Below are 15,543 nucleotides of genomic sequence, written 5' to 3'. Positions count from 1 at the left end.
GGTGAACCGTGCGGACAGGTGTCAGAGCGAGTACGGGATCGGGGTCGGGGGTCCGCGTCTGCTGACCGCGTACCGCAGGAGGGTCAGGCGGGGCGGTTCGGGTGCGCCCGGGACACGCGGGACGCGAGCGGCGGGGACGGGCAGCGAGGTGTCGCGCCACCAGGCGACGAGGCCGGGAACGAGCGCTCCGGCCCGGCGCAGCAACGACCACAACGCGGCCTCGCCCCGCCGCAGCCACCAGGAGGCGGCCAGCGCGGCGAGGAAATGGGCGGCGGTGGCGTGGGCGGTGAGGTGCGCGTGCGCGCTCGCGTGGACGTCACTCATGGTCGCCGCGTGGGCGTGCATCGAGGCCATGCTGCGGCCGGGCATGGCCGCGCGCCCGGCAGCGGGGTGGGCGGCGTCGAAGCCGAGGTGCAGCCCGGCCTGGGTGAGCAGCATGGCCACGCCGATACCGGCCTGCGACCGCTCCCGTGCGCCGAGCACCCAGCCGAGCGCAACCACGGCGGCGAAGGCGGCCGCATCCGCCCACAGCGGCGGCATGTCCCCCATGGCGAGCCCGTGCCCGGCGGCGGCGAGCAGCACACACACCGCGGCGAACACCACGGCACGCAGACCTCTCACCGCCGGGGACGCGCTCACGGTGAGGGATCCTGCCACGGTTGGGTGATACGTGGGCAGGCGGTGCCCGGTTCATTCACATCGCTCTGGGCCGGGAACCTCAGCTCCTCACCCGCGGCGCGACGCACGTACGCGGGGTGACAGGAGTTTCACGGAGGTGTGTGAGCCGACCATCCACGGCCTCGCGCTCAGTAGAGGCGTACCGTTGGCCCCGCTGACGGGAGCCACCGGCACGCCTCAAGTCCGCTTCAGCGCGCGGCCGCGTATCGCACGAACCGCGCCCAGCCGTCCCGGCCGACGGCGAAGTCGGGGCGCGTGACGTCCTTGGAGTCGCGCACGTGCACGGCCTGCTCGGTGACGGCGACCTCGATGCAGCTGTCCCCCTGTGCGCTGCTGTAGCTGGACTTGAACCAGTCGAGTTCGGACGTGGTCATAGCGCTCCTCGCATCCGCTCCAGTAGGCCCACGGAGTCCTTCGGGGAGAGGGCCTGCGAGCGCAGTCTTGCATAGCGCATGTGCAGTCGGCTGACCTGTTTTGGGTCAGCGATCAAGCGGCCGTTCTCTTGCCCTTCGGAGTACCCACGCCAACTGCCGTCAGCGGTCTCCAACAGCTGGATCGGCCCAGCCATGCATGCGTGGTGCTCGGCGTTCGCAGGCATGATCTGAAGCGTAACGTTCCTCGGCGCAATGGCCTCCAGGACGTGGTTGATCAGGTTGCGGGTCACGTCCAAGCCGCCGAGACGGCGCATGAACACTGCCTCTTCAACGATGAAGTCAAAGGCGGTGTTCGGGCGCTCTGCCAGCAACCGTTGCCGCTCCAACCGCGCCTGAACTGTCGTCTCCAACGCGTCATCCGAGAGAGGTGGGATGTCGTTCTCGCAGAGAGCACGCATGTACCCCTCCGACTGCAAAAGCCCCGGCACCAACCGGCACTCATACGTACACAGACTCACCGCCACCTTCTCCAGCCTCGCCCACCGCCGGAACCAGGCCGCCAGCCCCGCCTCCCCCCCGCGTCAGGAACTTCGCCGCCCTCCTCAGCGCCCCGGTGTTGCCCAGCGCCTCCTCCGCCCGCTCCACGAAGGACTCGTCCGGCATCCGCCTCCCCAACTCCACGGACTCCACCGTGTGTTTGGAGAACCGGACCAGCTCCGCGAACTCCGCCCTACTGAGCCCCGCATGCTCCCTCAGGGCCTGGACGACCGCCCCGAACGTGCGCAGACTGTCGGAGGGGTCCGGCTCCCGCTCCGCCTCGCAGACCGCGACGTCCTCGACCTCACTCGCGCCAACAGCCATCCCCGGCCACCTCCAGGTGCGTACGTACCGTGCTGCGCCCCGCGCCCGACAGCACCCAGAGTGACGGCATGATCCCCGTACCGTCCACCGATCGTGCCCGTACGCTGACGCACCGTACGGGCCGCACCCCTGGCTCACACACCCGCGCGCCCGTCACGGTGGCCCCATGAAGACCCCCGTGCCCCAACTCCCGGCGGCCCTGCACACGTTCTCCCAGTTGTTGTCGTCCACCCGCAGAGGCGCACGCCTGGCCCGGCTGCTCGCCACCGAACAGCTCCGCGCCTGGGAGGTATCACCCACCGTCATGCAACGCGCCGAGCAGATCGTCGCCGAGTTCGCCGCCAACGCGGCCCTTCACGGCAGGGTCCAGGGCCGGGACTTCCGCCTCGCCCTCACCCTCGACGCCGCCGCCGGAATGCTGCGCATCGCGGTCAGCGACGCACGCGGCGACCAACTCCCCGCACCTACCACGGCAGTCCGGCCGGAGGAGGAGGCCGAGTCGGGCCGCGGCCTCCTCCTCGTCACCGCCCTCGCCGACCGCTGGGGCACGGAACCGTACCCGCCCGCCGGCAAGACGGTCTGGGCGGAACTCGACCTCCGCCGACCAGGCTGTCCCGGCGTCCGGTGACTGCATCTCCACCCTGTTCAGCCCCCAGCTGTTCCACAACTACGTGGCGACCTACACCTTCAACGCGGCGAAGTACCCGCAGGCCGCGTCACACGCCTGGCTGATCCAGCACAAGCTGGCCAACCACCCCGGCAGCCAGGCCGACAGCAAGCCGCTGTGCTTCCTGCCCGACGGCGACATCAGCGGCAACCGGACCGTGATCTGCCCCACCGGATGGGCGGCGGCCAACGGCGACACCAGCGCCCTCAACGGTACGACGGACAAGCCGAACTGCGATGAGTACGCGTTCAACTCCACCTACAACACCCTTGCGAGCAAGCAGGACGGCGCCGTGCACCTGTTCAACATCGACGGCCTCGTGCCGACCTGGAAGGAGGTCTGCGGACGTTCCGCGATCTCCGGAAGCGACAACAGCGGTTCGATGGCCGGGTTCGCGACCTTCAACGCGAACCAGCGTCTGCTCGACCGGGACCCGTACTGGCTGAACACGAACATGAGCGCGGCGTGCTCCGATGACAGCACGACCGTGAAGTGCACCATGACCGCGAACAACCAATAGCATCGCTTTGCTGAGAGTGGGCCGCCGCGCCGAGAGGGCGCGGCGGCCCCGCCGCTACCGGTTCACAGGGGCGAGGGCAGGTGCACCGCGGGCAGCAGCCCCTGCTCGATCTCCCGACGCGGCAGCGACAGCCCGAGATGTTCGCCCACCGCACCGAACAGCCGCCTCGCCAACTCCTCGTCCTCGTCCTCGTCCTCGGGGTCCTCGCAGCCGGGGAAGGTCTCCCGCACCGCCCCGGCCTGGCGCATGGCCGCATCCAGTGCGGCGAACGCCCCGAGCCGGTCCGTGAGCGGGAACGCGGTCTCCAGCAGGCTCTCGCCGGGCTCGATGGACCTCATTTCGCCGGCTGCGTCGCCGTAGTACACCCACGGGGACTCGTGCAGAAAGCGATCCAGGCAGATGAGTTCGTCCCCCTGACCCACCAGGGTGTCCTGGCCCAGCCGGTCGAGGACGATGAGGTGCCAGGTGGACCGCTCGACCTCCAGGACGTACGCCCACTCGCCGCTGCGGCCGAACATCGCCACACTGTCGCCCGGGTCCACGCTCAGCCTGTCGAAGTCCTTGAAGAGTGCGGGCCGTTCGGCCGTGCGGCGGTCCGCGCCGAGGCGGACCACGAAGTCCACCGGGTCCACGCCCCGCACCGTCGTGAGGCAGATGTCCGAGAGCATCCCGTCCTTGACGATCGCACCGCTGTACCAGTGCTCGCCGATCCACCCCAAGCCGTCCGTCATCGCGCCGACCCCTCTCCTCACTCCTGGCCCACACGCTACCGAGCCTCGGAACGGCTCGTGCGGGTTGAGCCGGGCCGGCGAGGAAACCGACCGTGAGCCGTACCGGCCGCCCAGGCATTCGGGCGGCCGGTACCGTGCCCACCGGCCCGTCGGCCGGGCCCGGCTCAGGCGGCCCGGCGGGTCTGGCCGCGGTGGGTGCGGACGAGGTCGGCGTACCGGTGGCCGCTGCCCTTGATCGTGCGCACCTGGGTGCGGTAGTCGACGTGGACCAGGCCGAAGCGCTTGTCGTAGCCGTAGGCCCACTCGAAGTTGTCCAGCAGGGACCAGGCGAAGTAGCCGGCGAGGGGGGCGCCCTTGCGGGCGGCGGAGGCGCAGGCGGCGAGGTGGCGCTCCAGGTAGTCCTGGCGTTCGGGATCGTCGATGCTGCCGTCGGGGCGGACCACGTCCGGGAAGGCGGAACCATTTTCGGTGACGTGGATCTTCCGGGCGCCGTAGTCCTCGGTGAGCCGCAGCAGCAGCGTCTCGATGCCGTTCGCGTCGATCTCCCAGTCCATGCCGGTGCGCGGTACGCCCTCGCGGCGCACAGCGCGGACGTACGGCGCCGGGGCGTCGGGGGCGTCGGCGACGTGCGCGGGGAAGTAGTAGTTCAGGCCGAGCCAGTCCAGCGGGGTCGCGATGGTCGCCAAGTCGCCCGAGTAGAGCGGGAGTTCGGTGCCGTACGTCTCCACCATGTCGGCCGGGAAACCGCGGCCGTGCACCGGGTCGAGCCACCAGCGGTTGACATGGCCGTCGTGGCGGCGGGCGGCCGCGATGTCCTCGGGGCGGTCGGTGGCCGCGTGCACGGTGGAGAGGTTGTTGACGATGCCGACCTGGGCGCCGGGCGCGGCGGCACGGATCGCCTGGGTGGCGAGGCCGTGGCCCAGCAGCAGATGGACGGATGCGCGTACGGCGGCGGTGAGGTCCGTCCAGCCCGGGGCCATCTTGCCCTCCAGGTGGCCGATCCAGGCCGAGCAGCTGGGCTCGTTGAGGGTCGTCCAGAGCTTCACGCGGTCGCCGAGGCGGGCGGCGACGGCCGAGGCGTACTCGGCGAGCGCGAAGGCGGTGTCCCGCTCGGGCCAGCCGCCGCGGTCCTGGAGGACCTGCGGCAGGTCCCAGTGGTAGAGGGTGACGGACGGGGTGATGCCGGCCTCCAGCAGGGCGTCCACGAGCTCGTCGTAGAAGGCCAGGCCCTTGGGGTTCACCGGGCCCGTGCCGCCGGGGACGACGCGCGGCCAGGCCACCGACAACCGGTAGGCGTTGACGCCGAGTTGCCGCATCAGGCCGATGTCCTCGCGCCAGCGGTGGTAGTGGTCGCAGGCGACGTCTCCGGTGTCGCCGTTCGCGATCTTCCCCGGGGTGTGCGAGAAGGTGTCCCAGATCGAGGGCGTACGGCCGTCCTCGGCGACGGCCCCCTCGATCTGGTACGCCGCGGTGGCCGTGCCCCACAGGAAGTCGTGCGGGAGTGCGGCGAGGTCGATGCGTTCGGACACGGAAGTCCCTTCGGAATGCGGGGTGTTGGTCACTCGGGTCACTTGACGGCGCCTGCCGTCAGACCGGCGACGAGATAGCGCTGCAGGAGGAGGAACCCGGCGACCACGGGCACGCTGACGACCAGCGAGGCGGCCATGATCTGGTTCCAGTAGACGTCGTTGAGGGTGGAGTAGCCCTGGAGGCCGACGGCGAGGGTGCGGGTGGTGTCGTTGGTCATGACGGACGCGAAGAGCACCTCGCCCCAGGCGGTCATGAAGGCGTAGACGGCGACCGCGACGATGCCGGGGACCGCCGCCGGTACGACGATCCTGAGCAGCGCGCCGAGCGGGCCGCAGCCGTCCACCAGGGCCGCCTCGTCCAGGTCGCGCGGCACCGAGTCGAAGTACCCGATCAGCATCCAGATGGAGAAGGGGAGGGAGAAGGTGAGGTAGGTGAGGATCAGGCCGCCGCGGGAGCCGAACAGGGCGATGCCGGTGGCGTTGCCGATGTCGACGTAGATCAGGAACAGCGGGAGGAGGAAGAGGATGCCCGGGAACATCTGCGTCGACAGGACCGTCACCGTGAAGACCCGCTTGCCGCGGAAGTCGTAGCGGCTGACGGCGTAGGCCGCGAACACGGCGATGACCACCGAGCAGACCGTCGCCGCGCCCGCCACGATCAGCGAGTTCACGAAGTACTTCGCGAGCGGGACCGTCGACCAGATGTCGATGTACGGCCGGATGGTGAGCCCGCTGGGCAGCCAGCGGAACCTGCCGGTGACGTCCGCGAGCGGCTTCAGCGAGCTGGAGACCATCACGTACACCGGGACCAGCACGAATCCGGTGAGCAGGGTGAGGAAGATCCGGCGGGACCAGATGAAGGAACGCGGGGGCGCCATGGGCGAGTTGCGCGTCGGTGAGGCGAGGGGCGGGCTAGACATCGGCGGCGGCCCTCCGTCCGCGCGAGGTGAACAGCAGGTACCCGCCCGTCACGACGAGCAGGAAGAGCAGCAGCAGGACGGACATGGCGGAACCGGTGCCGAAGTTCCAGGTGACGAAGGACGCCTGGTAGATGTGGACCGAGATGAGGTCGGCGGCCTCGGGGGCGGACTTGCCGAACAGCACGTACGGCGTGTTGAAGTCGTTGAACGTCCACAGGAAGAGGACCAGCACCAGGACCTGGTTGACCGGGCGCAGGGACGGCAGGGTGATGCGGCGGACCTGCTGCCACATCCCGGCGCCGTCCAGCGCGGCGGCCTCGTACAGCTCCCGGGGGATGTTCTGCAGTCCGGCCATCACGATGAGGAAGGCGAACGGCCAGCCCTTCCACACCGACACGGTGAGCAGGGCGTAGAAGCTGTTGTCGCCGATCAGCCAGAACGACGGTTTGCCGGTGAGGTGCAGCTGGTCGTGCAGGACGTGGTTCACCAGGCCGTTGTCGTGCTGGAACATGAACACCCAGGTGATGACGGCCGCGTAGACCGGCAGGGCGTACGGCACCAGGAACAGGGCCCGGAGCAGGCCGCGGCCGCGGAAGGTGTCCTGCATGAAGACCGCGGCGGCGGTGCCGATCAGCCAGCACAGGCCGACCGACAGCAGGGTGAAGCCGACGGTGACGAAGAACGAGTGCAGCAGGGCCTGGCCGACGGGCGCGTCGAAGTTCACCGACGCCTTGTAGTTGCCGAGGCCGGACCAGGGGGCGGTGCTCCAGTCGCGGATGTAGAACTGGGTGAGCTCCTTGAAGCTCATCACGATGCCGATGACCATCGGCACCAGGTGGACGAGGAGTTCGAGCAGCAGGGCGGGCAGGAGCAGCAGATACGGCAGGGAGACGCGGCGCAGCCGCCCGGTACGGCGGCGCGGTCCGCGCGCCGCCGTACCGGGGGTGGTGTGCCGCACCGGCTCCTTGAAGGCGGTGGTCGTCGTCATGGTCCCGCTCACGCCGCCGGCATCTGCTGCTGGGCCTTCTGCAGCGCGGCCTTGACCGAGTCGGTGGTCACCGCGCGCCCGGCGGCGGCGTCGGCGAACAGGTCCTTGACGGCCGTACCGACCGCCGTCTCGAACTGCGACTCGGACGCGACCTGCGGCAGTGCGGCCGCGCTGGTGGTGAAGGTGTTCTTCAGCACGGTGTTGGCAGGTGTGCTGAAGGCCGCGTCCGCCTGTGCGGACTTCACGGGCGGGATGGTGCTGTAGGCCTTGTTGAGGATCTTCTGCTCCTCGTCGGAGGTCATGAACTTCACGAACTTCGTGGCGCCGTCGAGGTTGTGGGTGTTCTTGAAGACGGCGAGGTTGATGCCGGCGACCATCGAGTCGACCTGGGTACCGGGGCCGGGGGTGCCGGAGATCACCGGGACGGGCGCGATGCCGTAGGCGTCCTCGCTCATGCCCTGGGACTTGAGGTTGGCGGAGGCGGACTGCCACAGCAGCATGGCCTGCTTGCCCTTGGCGAAGTCGCTGACGGACTGGTTCTGCGCGTACTCGGCGTCGCCGGTCGGGATGACCTTGTCCTTGGCCATGAGGTCGACGTAACTCTGCACCGCGTCCACCACCTTGGGGGCGGTGAAGTCCGGCTTGCCGTCGGCGGTGAAGAAGTCGGCGCCGCGCTGCTTGGCGAAGACGAAGACGTGGTGGATGTTCTCCGCCGGGTTCGAGCCCTCGGCGCCGAGCGCGGACTTGCCCTTGGCCTGTATCTTCTTGCCGTCGGCGATCAACTCGGCCCAGGTGGCCGGTGGTTGCGTGATCCCGGCGTCGGCGAAGATCTTCTTGTTGTAGTAGAGGGCGTACGCCATCGAGTAGAGCGGGACCGCGGCGGGGTCCTTGCCCGCCGCGCCGGTCGAGCCGAGCGCGGAGTCGACGAACCGGTCCTTGCCGCCGATCTTGGCGAAGTTCCCCGTGTCCCAGGGCAGCAGGGCGCCGGTCGCCTGCAGGGAGGCGCTCCAGGTGTTGCCGATGTTCAGCACGTCCGGGCCCTGACCCGAGGTGGTCGCGGTGAGGATCCGGTTGAGCAGGTCGGTCCAGGGCACGACCTCCAGCTTCACCTTGATCCCGGTCTGCTTCTGGAACTTGTCGAGTTCGGGCTGGAGGACCTGCTGGTCGACGGCGATGCTGGCGCCCTGGTTGGAGGCCCAGTACGTCAGCGTCTTCGGCGAGTCGTTGGACCCACCGCCGCTGGACGAGCCGCCTCCGCAGGCCGTGGCCGCGAGGACGAGAGACAGGGTGACGGCGCCTGTGGCCGCGGCTCGGATGCTGCGCATGGCTCCTGGTGTCCCTTTCCGGGAGTCGAGAACCTCGAGGTCGCTCACGGAAGCCGACGCCCGCGCCGGTCCTCGACGACCCGCGCGGACCGGCGAGGGCCGGCGAGGGCCGGCGAGGACCCGTTCGGCCCCCGAAGCCCCTCATGGCTTAATTTAGGACGTGAGTTAAACCTCCCGGGAAACGCTCGTCAAGAGATCCGGCAGCGTCGAAGGGCCGAACAGGCCGGAAAAGCACGGAGAAACGCCGGAGAACAGGGGGGCCGGGTGGCGGCGTTGGGCAGTCGTACGGCGCCTGACCTGCGGCGGGAGAGCCGGAGCGCCGTTCTGCAACGGTTGTGTGCCGACGGGCCGATGAGGCGGCACGCGCTGGGCCGGCGACCGGCCGGCCTGCGCCGGCTGGGCGATCACCGGCACCCGGTTCCCACCGGCCGAAGCCGACAGCACCATCGCGCGCCGGCAGCGCACCGATCTGGTGCTGCCCCGGCGCACGACGTGCTGCAGTTTCTGCCTCTCCTGATCGGTCAGTCCGCGTACGGGCCGCGGCGGCCGCACTCGGGCGGGAAGGACGGCCCGTCAGGCTGCGGGGACGGGCAGCAGCCGGTAGGCGTCCCCTGCTGTGATCACGCGGCCGGCTGTGGGAGGCGCGAAGTGGGTGCCGAGGACGAGGGTGTCCGTGTCGGCCAGGGAGCCGAGCAGTCGGCGGCGCGTGGCCTCGGACTGCTGCGGGTCGATGTCGACACAGGCCCCGATGGCGGGGTGGGCGAGCTGGACCGGGTGGTGGATGCAGTCGCCGGTGATCAGCGCCTTCTCGCCCCGGCTGGTCAGCTCGACGGCGACGTGGCCGGGGGTGTGGCCGGGCGTCGGCGTCAGGCGTAGGCCCGGGGCGATTTCCACGCCCGCGGCCGGGACGTCGACGAGGTCCAGCAGACCCGCCTGCTCGACCGGGATCACGGAGTCGCGGAACATCTGTGCGCGCGGCTCGTCCATGTCGTACGTGGCCCAGAACTCCCGCTCGGTGCGGGAGGTGAGGTAGCGGGCGTCGGGGAAGGAGGGGACCCATTCGCCGTCGACCTCCCGCGTGTTCCAGCCGACGTGGTCGGCGTGCAGGTGGGTGAGGATCACCAGGTCGACGGAGTCCGGGGCGAAACCGCCGTCGGTGAGGCGCTCAAGGAAGTCGGTGTGCAGGTTGTGCCAGGCCGGGTTGGCCCGCTCCTTGCCGTTGCCGATGCCGGTGTCGACGAGAACACGCAGCCCGTCGACGACGAACGCGAAGCTGTGGCTGTCGAGGCGCAGGATGCCTTCGTGGTCGGCGAATTGAGGCTGCAGCCAGTCCTGGCCGGCCACCACCTCGGGGGTGGCGTCGGGCAGCAGCCACGGTCCGGTAGCGGGCGGCAGGAGAGTCTCGTCGATGCGGTGGACGGTGATGTCGCCCACGGTCCAGGACGGGACAGGGGCGGGGGAAGTCCGCATATTTTCGTCGTTCCTCTGTTCTCTCCGGAGAAGGAGTTCGTTCTCGTCAACGAAGATGTTCGTCTGCTCGACGCATTCGGCGTCGCCTTGTTCGGGTCCGCGACCGTTACGGTCACGTGGCGTCACCGTCCACGCAATCGCCGCAGCGCCGTTCACACCCCGGCACCGCTTCCGGCCTTCAGGCCGAACTCGGCGTCTTCGACGTGGCCGTCGCAGCCCAGGCCATCGAACGCGTCGCCCAGCCCGATGATCTCGCGGGCGCGACTCCAGGCAGCTGATGGCGCGCCGCCACTCCTCGATCTGGCCGGTCGGGAACGTACAGCGCCCCGCGCGAGGTCACGCCGTCGGGCGCCGTGAACTCACGCGTCTCCCGAGGGGCCCGCACCACCCGCCGCGTCGGCTGGTGGTGCGGGCCCCAACCCGCTAGTGGACCTGGACCGGGCGCCGATCGGGAGAGCGGCCGGCCGGGCGGGTCGTGAAGGTGCCGCGGCCCTGGGTGCGGCTGCGCAACCGGGTGGCGTAGCCGAACAGTTCGGCCAGTGGCACGGTCGCGGTCAGTACGGCCGCGCCGCCACGGGTCTCGGAGCCGCCGACCCGGGCACGCCGGGCCGCCAGGTCGCCGAGGACCGAGCCGACGGCATCCTCCGGCACGGTCACCGTGACCTCGGCGACCGGTTCCAGCAGGGCCGTCGCGCAGGCGCGCAGGGCCTGGCGGAGCCCGAGCCGGCCGGCGGTGCGGAAGGCCGTGTCGGAGGAGTCCTTCACATGGGTGGAGCCGTCGGTGAGCGTGACCCGCAGCCCGGTCACCGGGTGCCCGTCCAGCGGCCCCTCGGCGAGCGCGTCCCGGCACCCGGCCTCGACGGCGCGCACGTACTCCTGCGGCACATGGCCGCCGACCACGAAGGAGCGGAACTCGAAGCCGGTGGCGCCGACTTCGGGCCCGAGAGGTTCCACGTCCAGCACGACATGGGCGAACTGCCCCGCCCCGCCGTCCTGTTTGACGTGCCGGTACACGAACCCGGTGACCGTCTCGACGACCGTCTCCCGGTAGGCGACCCGCGGCCGGCCCACGGTGACCTCCGGTCCCCCGTCGCGGCGGATCTTCTCCACCGCGACCTCCAGGTGCAGTTCGCCCATCCCGGACAGCACGGTCTGCCCGGTCTCGGCGTCGGTGCGCACCACCAGCGAGGGGTCCTCCTCGGCCAGCCGCGCCAGCGCCGTCGCCAGCCGGCCGGTGTCCGTGGCGCGCCGGGCCTCGACCGCGACCGACACCACGGGCTCGGCGGACACGGGCGGTTCCAGGAGCAGCGGGGCTCCGGGATCGCACAGCGTGGAGCCGGCCCGCGCCGACTTCACCCCCGCGAGCGCGACGATGTCACCGGCGACCGCCCTCTCCAGCTGGGCGTGCCGGTCCGCCATGACCCGCAGGATGCGCGCCACGCGCTCGGTGCGCCCGGTGCCCGGGTCCCACACGGTGTCTCCCTTCTCGACGGTGCCCGAGTACACGCGCACGTAGGCCAGCCGCCCGGTGGCGCCCGCGTTCACCTTGAACACGAGCCCCGAGAACGGCACTTCGGGGTCGGCGGCGCGCTCCTGCTCCGAGCCCTCGTGGACACCCCGTACGGCGGGGACGTCCAGCGGTGAGGGCAGATAGGCCACGACCGCGTCGAGCAGCGGCTCGACGCCGCGGTTGCGGTAGGCGGAGCCGCACAGGACGACCACGCCGTCCCCGGTGCGGGTGAGGTCCCGCAGGGTGGCGGCGAGGGTGTCGGCGCCGAGCGTCTCCCGGTCGTAGAACTCCTCCAGGGCGGCCGGGTGCAGCTCCGCCACGGTCTCCTCCAGCGCCCGTCGCCGCCGTACCGCCTCCTCGCTCAGCGACTCGGGCACGGGCCCCTCCACGGCCGTACCCGAGCCGTCGGCCCAGACCAGCGCACGCATCCGTACGAGGTCCACGACACCCGTGAACCCGTCCTCCGCGCCGATGGGAAGCTGGACGACGAGCGGTACGGGGTGCAGTCGCTGCCGGATGGACTCGACGGCCCGGTCCAGGTCGGCGCCCGCCCGGTCCATCTTGTTGACGAACGCGATGCGCGGCACGCCGTGCCGGTCCGCCTGCCGCCACACCGACTCGCTCTGCGGCTCGACGCCGGCGACGGCGTCGAACACGGCGACCGCACCGTCCAGGACGCGCAGTGAGCGCTCGACCTCGTCGGCGAAGTCGACGTGGCCGGGGGTGTCGATGAGGTTGATCCGGTGTCCGTCCCAGGCGCAGCTGACGGCGGCGGCGAAGATGGTGATGCCGCGGTCGCGTTCCTGCGGGTCGAAGTCGGTGACGGTGGTGCCGTCGTGCACCTCGCCCCGCTTGTGGGTGGTGCCCGTCGCGTACAGGATCCGCTCGGTGACGGTGGTCTTGCCCGCGTCGACGTGGGCGAGGATGCCGAGGTTGCGGATCGCGGCGAGGGTGGTGGTGTTCGTGCGCACGGCCCAGGGCCTTTCTGCGGATCAGGCCTGACGTAGAGGCCTGGATCGGGGAAAAGGGCAGCGCGATCACCCGTGCGTCCGGGGTTCAGCGGGGCGTCACGGGTCTCCGGTGCCGGCCGCGCAGCGGGCACCGGCCGACAGAGGACACGAGGATCACCTCGTACCGGGAACGGGGAGCGACGACAGCGGTGCGTGCGTGCACGGCCGGGCTCCCCTCTGTGTCGGACGACAGCGCCGCCGTACGGTCCTGGCGGCGCTCGGTACGGCATGAAGGTACGAGACGGACGCGGCCGGGGCACGTGATTTTCGCGGTACGTCAGCGCGCATGGGGTATCGGAGGCGTGTGGAAGGCTCGTTCCCCGGTGAGCGGAGGCAGTGCCCCGGCCAGGCGGCGGAGCCAGTCCTCCGCCGTTCCCCGCACGGCGGGGTGCCGCTCCTGGAACGCGGTCCAGTCCACGTCCCACCGGAGCACCGCGGCCGGGTCGAGGGCATGCGGGTCCGCGGCGGTCGCCGCCCCGTCGAAGACCTTCCGCAGCAGGCGCGGCGGAAGCGGCAGGGTGTCCTGGGCCTCGGCGAGGAGGACCGCGTCGTACAGGTCCTTGCCCTGTGCGCGGCGTCCGTCCCGGCTGTCGGTGTGCAGCCACAGCAGCTTCCAGGCCAGGGACAGCTCACGGCTCGCCGTGCGCACCGGGACGGGGCTTCCGCCGTCGCCGCGCGGTATCAGCGTCCACACCGGGGGCTCGGGCAGTCGTTCGTCGCGGGCGAAGTCCAGGCGCGCCTCGCCGGGTGGCAGGCCGTCCGCGCGCCAGGGGATGAGCAGGCGCACACCCGGCGTGTCGTACTCGGCGTAGGTCCAGGTGCCGTCGACGCGTGCGTTGTCCGCGTCGAGGAGGAGACCGGGGGCGGCCTCGGGGTGCCGGGCCACGCGTTCGAGCAGGTCGGCGTACGGGGGTCCGGTGTCCGCCGCGTCCTCCTCAGACAGCCAGTGCAGCCCTTCGGGCGGGAGCACGGGCCGCTGTCCGCCGGTGTCGAACTCCTCGTACGTCCACATCTCGTAGCGTGCGGCGCCGTCGGCGGCCTCGGGCCACTGCTGCACGACGTCGATCCGGTCGACGTACGGAAAAGGGTCCAGCGCGTCGACCCCGGCGGGCTCCTCCAGCACCACCCAGTCCAGATCGGCCGGTTGGCGCGCCGCGTCCCCCAGCCAGGCCGGCATGACCATGCTGCCGCGCAGGACCAGGGTTCCGCTCCACGGCGCGTCCGCGACCAGTCGCAGGACGTGGTCCAGCGCCGCGCGTCGGGGATGCGTCGTCCGGTCGGGCCCGCCCTGGCGTCGGTCTGGAGTCACATGGGAGACCGTAACGCTCGCCACTGACAAGACGTTTCCGGGCCCAGGTTGACCCTCGACCTTGTCGAGGCCTCAGAGTTCGGGGTGTGGAGAGCGAGATGCGCGGCATCGGAGAGATGGCCCGGGACAGCGGACTGAGCGTGAGCGCGCTTCGGTTCTACGACCGTGCCGGTGTACTGGTTCCGGCTTGGGTGGACCCGGTCAGCGGCTACCGCTGGTACGAGCCGGAGCAGTTCGAGGAAGCCCGGTTGCTGGCCCGTCTGCGCCGGGCCGGCATGCCCCTCGCGGACATCCGGCTGGTCCTGGCCGGCTGGTCCGGGGCGGACACGGACCTGGTCCGCGGGCTCTTCCAGGCGCACCTGCGCCGCCTCGAACTGGGCCTGGCCGACGCCCGCAGCGAGCTCTCCACACTCCGAGACCTCCTCGACCGCAGGGAGAACCCCATGACCGCACTCCGCAGCACCACCGCCCGGCCGTCCGTCCCCGCGCAGGAGCTGGCCGCCGCGCTGGACGCGGTCCGTTTCGCGGCCGGTACGGACCCGGATCTGCCGATGCTCGGCGGAATCCTGTTCGACCTGGAGGGAGGCGAACTGACCCTGGCGGCCACCGACCGCTACCGGATGGCGGTCGCGCGGGCCGCTGCGACGGGGCACGACGGGCCGCGCGTGCAGGCCCTCGTGCCGCTGCCGCTCGCCGATGCGATGCGGGCACTGCTGCGGGGCGAGGAGCCGGCGCGGCTCACCGTGGACGGTGGCCGCGTGTCGCTGGAGTCCGCCGACCGTCAGGCGGCCGGCCCCTGCCTCGACCACGACTTCCCCGACTACCGCCGCCTGGTTCGCCCGCCGGCCGGCCGCCGGGCGCTCGTCGATGTCGCCGCTTTCCGCAGGGCACTGGAGACCGGGCCGGTCCGCGCGAGCCAGATGCGCGAGCAGGACGGCGAGTCCTACGACGTCAGCGTGCTCAGGTTCGCGGACGACGGCACGGTGACCCTCTGCGAGGACGGCCAGGACGACCAGGAAAACGTCGGCGTCAACCGGGAGTTCCTGCTGGACGCGCTCGCCGCCGGTGCCCGCAGCGAGCTGGTCCTGGAAGTCGGCGCCCCCACGGCACCGCTGGCGATCCGCCGGCCCGACGACGAGCACACGTTCTCGATCCTCATGCCGGTCCGTCTCGAGGACTAGAACGTGTCCTCGGCCGGGGAGCGCCCGGCGGAAAAGCCGACGACAACTTCCCTGCCTTGATGCAGGGTTGGGCTTCGGCGTCATAAGCCACCCGTTGTGGCTGGTCCCGGCGACCGGCACCGCGCCCGCCCGCCCGCGAACTGCACTTCGCATTCGCCGCGGCCGACCGCGCCGCCGTGGACGCCTTCTACGCCGCGGCCCTCGCGGCAGGCGCCGAGGGCCTGCACGCGCCCCGGCTCCGGCCGGAGTACCACGGGTCCTACTACGGGGCCTTCGTCCGCGATCCCGACGGGAACAACGTCGAGGCCGTCTGCCATCAGCCCTGAGGACTGCCGGACCGTCGTCGGCGCAGCGGTCCGGCCGGGGCCTGCCGGCTCCCGTGGCGCCCGCCGCTGACAACGGCGGGGCCGGGGAGCGGAGTACCCATGACCTGGGCCATGGGTTCCTGCCGCGGTCCGAGGGGCGGCCGG

The 15,543-nt window shown here is 71.2% G+C and carries 15 protein-coding genes and 2 pseudogenes; 5 read left to right on the top strand and 12 right to left on the bottom strand.

Annotation, left to right across the window (positions count from 1 at the left end; translation table 11 throughout):
• Nucleotides 1-21 precede the first annotated feature (21 nt).
• From ABT288_RS05855 to ABT288_RS05845, 3 genes and pseudogenes are all read right to left on the bottom strand, one after another.
• Complete coding sequence (locus ABT288_RS05855; protein ID WP_351603160.1) at nt 22-639, bottom strand: hypothetical protein; 618 nt, start codon at nt 637-639, stop codon at nt 22-24.
• A 227-nt stretch (nt 640-866) separates the two neighbouring features.
• Entirely contained in the window at nt 867-1,052 is a 186-nt protein-coding gene (locus ABT288_RS05850) for a DUF397 domain-containing protein (protein WP_351603158.1), read from the bottom strand.
• Nucleotides 1,049-1,913 (bottom strand): annotated as a pseudogene (locus ABT288_RS05845) (helix-turn-helix domain-containing protein). Before ABT288_RS05845 ends, ABT288_RS05850 begins: the two are co-directional and overlap by 4 nt.
• Nucleotides 1,914-2,079: 166 nt before the next feature.
• Between ABT288_RS05845 and ABT288_RS05840 the strand changes: the two are divergent.
• Complete coding sequence (locus tag ABT288_RS05840; RefSeq protein WP_351603156.1) at nt 2,080-2,541, top strand: ATP-binding protein; 462 nt, start codon at nt 2,080-2,082, stop codon at nt 2,539-2,541.
• Between the two features lie 43 nt (nt 2,542-2,584).
• Nucleotides 2,585-3,100 carry a hypothetical protein gene (locus ABT288_RS05835; RefSeq protein WP_351603154.1) on the top strand — a complete coding sequence of 172 codons (516 nt, stop codon included), beginning with the start codon at nt 2,585-2,587 and terminating at the stop codon, nt 3,098-3,100.
• Between the two features lie 62 nt (nt 3,101-3,162).
• Here ABT288_RS05835 and ABT288_RS05830 read toward each other — a convergent pair whose 3' ends face one another.
• The 7 genes and pseudogenes from ABT288_RS05830 to ABT288_RS05800 all read right to left on the bottom strand — a co-directional run bounded on the left by ABT288_RS05830 (nt 3,163) and on the right by ABT288_RS05800 (nt 10,063).
• Nucleotides 3,163-3,831 (bottom strand): hypothetical protein, encoded by a 669-nt coding sequence (locus ABT288_RS05830; RefSeq protein WP_351603152.1) that lies wholly within the window; start codon nt 3,829-3,831, stop codon nt 3,163-3,165.
• A 164-nt stretch (nt 3,832-3,995) separates the two neighbouring features.
• Nucleotides 3,996-5,360 (bottom strand): GH1 family beta-glucosidase, encoded by a 1,365-nt coding sequence (locus ABT288_RS05825; RefSeq protein ID WP_351603150.1) that lies wholly within the window; start codon nt 5,358-5,360, stop codon nt 3,996-3,998.
• A 38-nt stretch (nt 5,361-5,398) separates the two neighbouring features.
• On the bottom strand, nt 5,399-6,238 hold the full coding sequence (locus ABT288_RS05820; protein ID WP_351603324.1) for a carbohydrate ABC transporter permease: 840 nt from the start codon (nt 6,236-6,238) through the stop codon (nt 5,399-5,401).
• Nucleotides 6,239-6,272: 34 nt separating this feature from the next.
• Nucleotides 6,273-7,268 (bottom strand): carbohydrate ABC transporter permease, encoded by a 996-nt coding sequence (locus tag ABT288_RS05815; RefSeq protein WP_351603148.1) that lies wholly within the window; start codon nt 7,266-7,268, stop codon nt 6,273-6,275.
• A gap of 8 nt (nt 7,269-7,276) precedes the next feature.
• Nucleotides 7,277-8,593, bottom strand: coding sequence for an ABC transporter substrate-binding protein (locus tag ABT288_RS05810; protein ID WP_351603146.1), 1,317 nt, complete (start codon nt 8,591-8,593; stop codon nt 7,277-7,279).
• Nucleotides 8,594-8,953: 360 nt separating this feature from the next.
• Nucleotides 8,954-9,145 (bottom strand): annotated as a pseudogene (locus ABT288_RS05805) (IS630 family transposase); the annotation flags it as partial.
• Nucleotides 9,146-9,166: 21 nt separating this feature from the next.
• Complete coding sequence (locus tag ABT288_RS05800) at nt 9,167-10,063, bottom strand: MBL fold metallo-hydrolase (protein WP_351603144.1); 897 nt, start codon at nt 10,061-10,063, stop codon at nt 9,167-9,169.
• Nucleotides 10,064-10,179: 116 nt separating this feature from the next.
• On the opposite strand from ABT288_RS05800, the gene ABT288_RS05795 reads away from it, so the two are divergent.
• A complete protein-coding gene (locus ABT288_RS05795) occupies nt 10,180-10,341 on the top strand; it encodes a hypothetical protein (RefSeq protein WP_351603142.1) in 162 nt (53 codons plus the stop codon).
• Between the two features lie 145 nt (nt 10,342-10,486).
• Here ABT288_RS05795 and fusA read toward each other — a convergent pair whose 3' ends face one another.
• Nucleotides 10,487-12,544 (bottom strand): elongation factor G, encoded by a 2,058-nt coding sequence (fusA, locus tag ABT288_RS05790; RefSeq protein WP_351603140.1) that lies wholly within the window; start codon nt 12,542-12,544, stop codon nt 10,487-10,489.
• A gap of 316 nt (nt 12,545-12,860) precedes the next feature.
• Complete coding sequence (locus tag ABT288_RS05785) at nt 12,861-13,892, bottom strand: nucleotidyl transferase AbiEii/AbiGii toxin family protein (protein WP_351603138.1); 1,032 nt, start codon at nt 13,890-13,892, stop codon at nt 12,861-12,863.
• A 98-nt stretch (nt 13,893-13,990) separates the two neighbouring features.
• Here ABT288_RS05785 and ABT288_RS05780 point away from each other — a divergent pair, with 98 nt between their 5' ends.
• Nucleotides 13,991-15,073, top strand: coding sequence for a DNA polymerase III subunit beta family protein (locus ABT288_RS05780; RefSeq protein ID WP_351603136.1), 1,083 nt, complete (start codon nt 13,991-13,993; stop codon nt 15,071-15,073).
• 140 nt (nt 15,074-15,213) lie between these two features.
• Nucleotides 15,214-15,399, top strand: a complete 186-nt coding sequence (locus ABT288_RS05775) for a VOC family protein (RefSeq protein WP_351603322.1) — start codon at nt 15,214-15,216, stop codon at nt 15,397-15,399.
• Nucleotides 15,400-15,543 lie beyond the last annotated feature (144 nt).

It is taken from the genome of Streptomyces sp. NPDC001093, assembly GCF_040298985.1.
Taxonomy (GTDB): domain Bacteria; phylum Actinomycetota; class Actinomycetes; order Streptomycetales; family Streptomycetaceae; genus Streptomyces.
This window is presented reverse-complemented; position numbering and strand designations above follow the sequence as displayed.